The organism is Streptomyces sp. NPDC002032, from assembly GCF_042890765.1.
Lineage (GTDB): Bacteria > Actinomycetota > Actinomycetes > Streptomycetales > Streptomycetaceae > Streptomyces.
Map to the genome: position 1 here is coordinate 1 of NZ_JBIASM010000028.1, position 5,969 is coordinate 5,969.

The following is a 5,969-nucleotide window of genomic DNA, read 5'->3' on the forward strand; positions in this document are numbered from 1 at the left end:
GGCTGACCGTGAGGCGTTGGCGGGGGTGCTGGCCGGGATCCCGGCGGACCGTCCGCTGACCGGCGTCCTGCACGCCGCAGGCATCCTCGACGACGCCCTGGTCTCCACCCTGCGCCCCGAGCAGATCACGGCGGTGCTCCGGGCGAAGGCCGACGCCGCCTGGAACCTGCACGAACTCACGGCGGACGCCGATCTCGCGGACTTCGTCCTGTTCTCCTCCACCTCCGCCCTGGCCGGCGCTCCCGGTCAGGGCAACTACGCCGCCGCCAACGCCTTCCTCGACGCCCTCGCCGCCCACCGCCAGGCCCACGGCCTGCCCGCCCAGTCCCTCGCCTGGGGACCCTGGGAGATCGACGGGAGCATGGCGGGCACGCTCGGCGACGCCGACCGGCGCCGGATGGCCCGGGGCGGCATCCTCCCCTTCCACGCCGCCGACGGGCTCGCCGCCTTCGACGCCGCCCGCCGCACCGGCGGGGCCGTCGTCGTACCGCTGCGCCTGGACACCGCCCGGCTGCGCAAGCCCGCGGCACGCGTCCCCGCCCTGCTGCGCGCCCTGGTGCGCACCCCCGCAGCCGCCCGCCGCGCCGTCAGCCACGACGCCGGGCGCACCGGCGGCCCGTCCGACTGGACGGGCGCCGGCCGGGACCGGGCCCTGCTGGACCTGGTGCGCCGCGAGGCCGCGGCCGTCCTCGGCCACGGCACGGCCGAAGGCGTACAGCCCACCAAGGCGTTCAAGGAACTCGGATTCGATTCGCTGACCGCCGTCGAGCTGCGCAACCGGCTCGGCGCGGCGACCGGACTGCGGCTGCCCGCGTCCCTGGTCTTCGACTACCCCACCCCCGCCGACCTGGTCGCCCACCTCCAGCGCGAGCTGGGCGGCGGCCCGGAGGAGGACCCGGCCGCCGGCACACCGGCCGTCCCGGCCCGCCCCGTGGCCGACGAGCCGATCGCGATCGTCGGCATGAGCTGCCGCTACCCGGGCGGCGTGGCCGGCCCCGAGGACCTGTGGCGCCTGGTCCTCGACGGCGCCGACGGCGTCACCGCGTTCCCCACCGACCGCGGCTGGGACCTCGGTGCCGCCACCGGCCCCGACGCGGCCGACGGATTCCGCCACGAGGGCGGCTTCCTGCGCGGCGCCGGAGACTTCGACCCGGAGCTGTTCGGCATCTCGCCGCGCGAGGCCCTCGCCATGGACCCCCAGCAGCGGCTGCTGCTGGAAACCTCCTGGGAGGCCATCGAGCGCGCGGGCATCGACCCGGCCTCACTGCGCGGCAGCGCCACCGGCGTCTTCGCGGGCGCGTCGCCCTCCGGCTACGGCGCCGCACTCCAGCAGGGCGCGGAAGGACTCGAAGGACACCTCCTGACCGGTACGGCGACCAGCGTCGTCTCCGGCCGCGTCTCCTACACCTTCGGCTTCGAGGGCCCGGCCGTCACCGTCGACACCGCCTGCTCCTCGTCGCTGGTCGCCCTGCACCTGGCGGCGCAGTCCCTGCGGACGGGGGAGTGCTCGATGGCCCTCGCCGGCGGGGTCATGGTCATGGCCGGGCCCGGCATCTTCACCGAGTTCGCCCGCCAGCGGGGACTCGCCGCCGACGGCCGGTGCAAGGCGTTCTCCGCCGACGCGGACGGCACGGGCTGGTCCGAGGGCGCCGGTGTCCTCGTCCTGGAGCGCCTCTCGGACGCCCGGCGCCTCGGACACCAGGTCCTCGCGGTCGTCCGGGGTTCCGCCGTCAACCAGGACGGCGCCAGCAACGGCCTGACCGCCCCGAACGGGCCCGCCCAGCAGCGGGTCATCCGCCAGGCCCTCGCCAACGCGGGCCTGTCGGCCGCCGACGTCGACGCGGTGGAGGCGCACGGCACCGGCACGAAGCTGGGCGACCCGATCGAAGCGCAGGCGCTGCTGGCCACGTACGGGCGGGAGCGCGGCGGCGACGAGCCGCTCTGGCTGGGCTCGCTGAAGTCGAACATCGGGCACGCCCAGGCGGCGGCCGGTGTCGGCGGTGTGATCAAGATGGTCGAGGCGATGCGCCACGGCGTGCTGCCCAAGACCCTGCACGTCGGCGAGCCCTCGCCGCACGTGGACTGGTCGGCGGGGGCGGTGGAGCTGCTGACCGAGGCGCGGGAGTGGCCGGAGACCGGCCGTCCGCGCCGGGCCGGCGTCTCCTCGTTCGGCATGAGCGGCACCAACGCCCACATCCTCCTGGAGCACGACCCCCGGCCGACGGACACCGCGGCCGGCACCGCGCCGTCCCCCGCGCGCAGGGCGCTGTCCGCCGTCCCGTGGGTGCTCTCCGGCACCTCCGAGGCGGCGGTGTGGGCCCAGGCGGCGCGCCTGGCGGCCTCGCCGGCCGCCGTGGCCGATCCGGCGGACGTGGGTCTCTCGCTCGCGACCACCCGGGCGGTCCTGGAACACCGCGCGGTGGTACTGGGCGCCGACCCGGCCGCGGCGCTCGCCGCCCTGGCCGAGGGCCGCGAAGTCCCCGGCGTGGTCCGCGGCCACGCGGCCGGCCCGGGTGCGGGGGCGGTCTTCGTCTTCCCCGGGCAGGGTTCGCAGTGGGTCGGCATGGCCGTCGAACTGCTCGACGCCTCGCCGGTGTTCGCGCGACGGATCGCGGAGTGCGAGAAGGCCCTCGCACCGTACGTGGACTGGTCGCTGACCGAGGTGCTGCGTTCGGAGGACCCCCTGGAAGGGGTCGACGTCGTCCAGCCGGTGCTGTTCGCGGTGATGGTGGCGCTGGCCGAGCTGTGGATCTCCTACGGGGTCCGTCCGTCGGCGGTCATCGGCCACTCACAGGGGGAGATCGCCGCCGCGTGCGTCGCGGGAGCGCTGTCCCTGGAGGACGCGGCGAGGGTGGTGGCGCTGCGCAGCCAGGCCATCGACGCCATCGCCGGCCTGGGCGGCATGGTGTCGGTCGGTCTGTCCGCCGCCGACGCGGCCGAGCGGATCGCCGCGTACGGGGGCCGGCTGGCGGTCGCCGCCGTCAACGGGCCTGCCTCCACGGTCGTGTCGGGTGACGCCGATGCCTGTGAGGAGCTGGTCGCCGCCCTGGAAGCGGCGGGGACGCGCGTCCGCCGGGTGGCGGTGGAGTACGCCTCGCACTGCGCGCACGTGGAGAAGCTGGAGGCCGAACTGGCCGAGCTCCTCGCCGGGCTGGAGCCTCGCACCTCGGCGATCCCCATGTACTCGACGCTCACCGGGGAGCTGCTGGACACCACCGGGCTCGACGGCGGCTACTGGTACCGCAACCTGCGCAATCCCGTCCTGTTCGAACAGGCCGTGAACGCGGCGCTCGCCGACGGCCACCGGCTGTTCGTGGAGTCCAGCCCGCACCCCGTCCTCGCGGTCGGTCTCTCGGAGACCTTCGAGGCGCTCGACCCGTCCGGCGGGGGCTGCGACCCCGTCGCGGTGGGGACGCTGCGCCGGGACGAGGGCGGTCCGGGCCGGGTGTTCACCTCCCTCGCCGAGGCGTGGGTGAACGGCGCCGACGTCGACTGGGCGACGGTCTTCGACGGTACGGGCGCCCAGCGCGTCGAGCTGCCGACGTACGCCTTCCAGCACCAGCGGTTCTGGCCGCGGCCCAAGGCCGCCGACGCGGCGGCCCGGGCCCAGGCCGATCCGGTGGACGCCGCCTTCTGGGAGGCCGTCGAGCGCGAGGACCTGGACGCACTGACCGAGACCCTCTCGGTCTCCGGCGAACAGCCCTGGAGCGACGTCCTGCCCGCCCTGTCGCACTGGCGGCGCGAGCGCCGCGAGCGGGCGGTCGTGGACGGCTGGCGCTACCGGGTCACCTGGAAGCCGCTCGCCGGCCCGACCACGACGACGAACCTCACCGGCACCTGGCTGGCCCTGGTGCCGGCCGGCCACGAGGACCACCCCGTCGTGACCTCCGTCGTCCGCGGGCTCGACGCACGCGGAGCGCGGGGCGTCGTCGTCCCGGTCGCCGTGGCCGACGTCGACCGGTCCGTCGTCGCCGCCCTCCTCGCCGGGCAGGACGCGGCCCCCGCCGGGATCGTCTCGTTCCTCGGCCTCGACGGTTCCCTCTGGTCCACCGTCGCCCTGCTCCAGGGCCTCGGGGACGCGGGCGTCACGGCCCCGGTGTGGAGCGTGAGCACCGGCGGCGCGGCCCCCGAGGACGCGGACACGGACGGAGACACGGCCGGGGACACGGCCGGGGATACGGTCGGTCACCCCGTCGACCCGGCGCAGGCCCGGCTGTGGGGCCTGGGGCGCGTCGCAGCCCTGGAACACCCCGACCGCTGGGGCGGGCTGCTCGACCTGCCCGCCGAGCCCGACGCGCGCGTGGCCGCCCTGGTGGCGGACGCCCTGGCCGGCGGCTACGGGGACGAGGACCAGCTGGCCCTGCGCGCTTCCGGCGGCTTCGGGCGCCGACTGCTCCGGGCGCCCTCGGCACCCGGCGGCCGCTCACGCCCGTGGACCCCGCGCGGCACCGCGCTGATCACCGGCGGGACCGGGGCGCTCGGCGCGCACGTGGCCCGCTGGCTCGCCGCCAACGGCGCCGAGCACCTCGTGCTGACCAGCCGTCGCGGCCCCGAAGCGCCCGGCGCCGAAGAGCTGAGCGCCGAACTCACCGCCCTCGGCGCCCGCGTCACCGTAGCGGCGTGCGACATCGCCGACCGCGAACAGGTCACCGCCCTGGTACGGCGGCTGCGCGCGGACGGCGAGGCTCCGGTGCGGGCCGTGCTGCACGCCGCGGGTGTCGCGCACGCCGCGCCGCTGGACGGGCTGACCCGCGACGAACTCCACGGGGTCCTCGCCGCCAAGGCCACCGGCGCGGAGCTGCTCGACGAGCTCTTCGCCACCGACGACCTGGACGCCTTCGTCCTGTTCTCCTCCATCGCGGGCGTGTGGGGCGGCGGCAACCAAGCCGCCTACGCCGCCGCCAACGCCCACTTGGACGCCCTCGCCCGGCGCCGCCGCGCCCGCGGCCTGACCGCGACCGCCGTCTCCTGGGGCGCATGGGCCGACGGCGGCATGGTCAGCGACGGCGTCGCCGACCACCTGCGCCGCCGCGGGCTCGCCGCGATGCCGAAGGACCTGGCCGTCGCCGCGCTGCGGCGGGCCGTGGAGGGCGACGAGACGTGCGTGACCGTCGCCGACGTCGACTGGGACCGGTTCGTGGAGGGCTTCACCGCCCGCCGGCCCAGCCCGCTGCTCGGCGAACTGCCCGAGGTGCGGGAGGCGCTGGCGCGGACGGCGGCCGACCCGGCGGACGCCGCGGACCCCGAGGGCCGGCCGGTGGCCGAACACCCCTCCGACGTGCTGCGGGCCCGGCTCGCGGAGCTGTCCGCGCCGGAGCGGGAGACGCTCGTACTGGGTCTCGTACGCGAGCAAACCTCGACAGCGCTCGGGCATGATTCCCCCGGGGCGGTCAAGCAGAACCGGCCCTTCAAGGACCTCGGCATCAACTCGCTCACCGCCCTGGAGCTGCGCAACCGGCTGGGTGCGGTGACCGGGCTGCGGCTGCCCGGAGCACTGGTCTTCGACCACCCCACACCGTCGGCGGTGGCCAGGTACGTCCTGGCCAAGCTGATGCCGGGGGGTGCGACGGGCGCCGCTGCGGGCACGGGCGCCGGCTTCGGCGACGAGGCGGGGGTCCGGGCCGCGCTGGCCTCCGTCCCGCTGTCCCGGCTGCGGGAAGCGGGCCTGCTCGACGCCCTGCTGCGGCTCGCCGACGACAACGGCGGCAACGGCGGCAACGGCAGCGACGGCGGCAGCGCCGGCCAGGCCGGCAACGAGAGCGACGACAACGACCGCAACGACCGCAACGACGCTGCCGACGGCAGTGACGGCAGCGAAATCGACGACATGGACGCCGAGAGCCTCATCGAACTGGCTCTGGGTGGCGGTACGAACCTTTGATGGCGTTCCCGACGACGTCCTGGTCGACGTCAGCGGGCGAAGTGTGGAGTGCATGATGGCCAACTCTCCGGACAAGATCCTCGAAGCG

1 protein-coding gene is annotated in these 5,969 nt (G+C 76.1%); it reads left to right on the forward strand.

All coding sequences use genetic code 11. The features are described 5' to 3' along the window. A partial coding sequence (locus tag ACFYYT_RS34640) for a type I polyketide synthase (protein WP_388610500.1) occupies positions 1-5,881 on the forward strand: 5,881 nt, incomplete at its 5' end. Positions 5,882-5,969 lie beyond the last annotated feature (88 nt).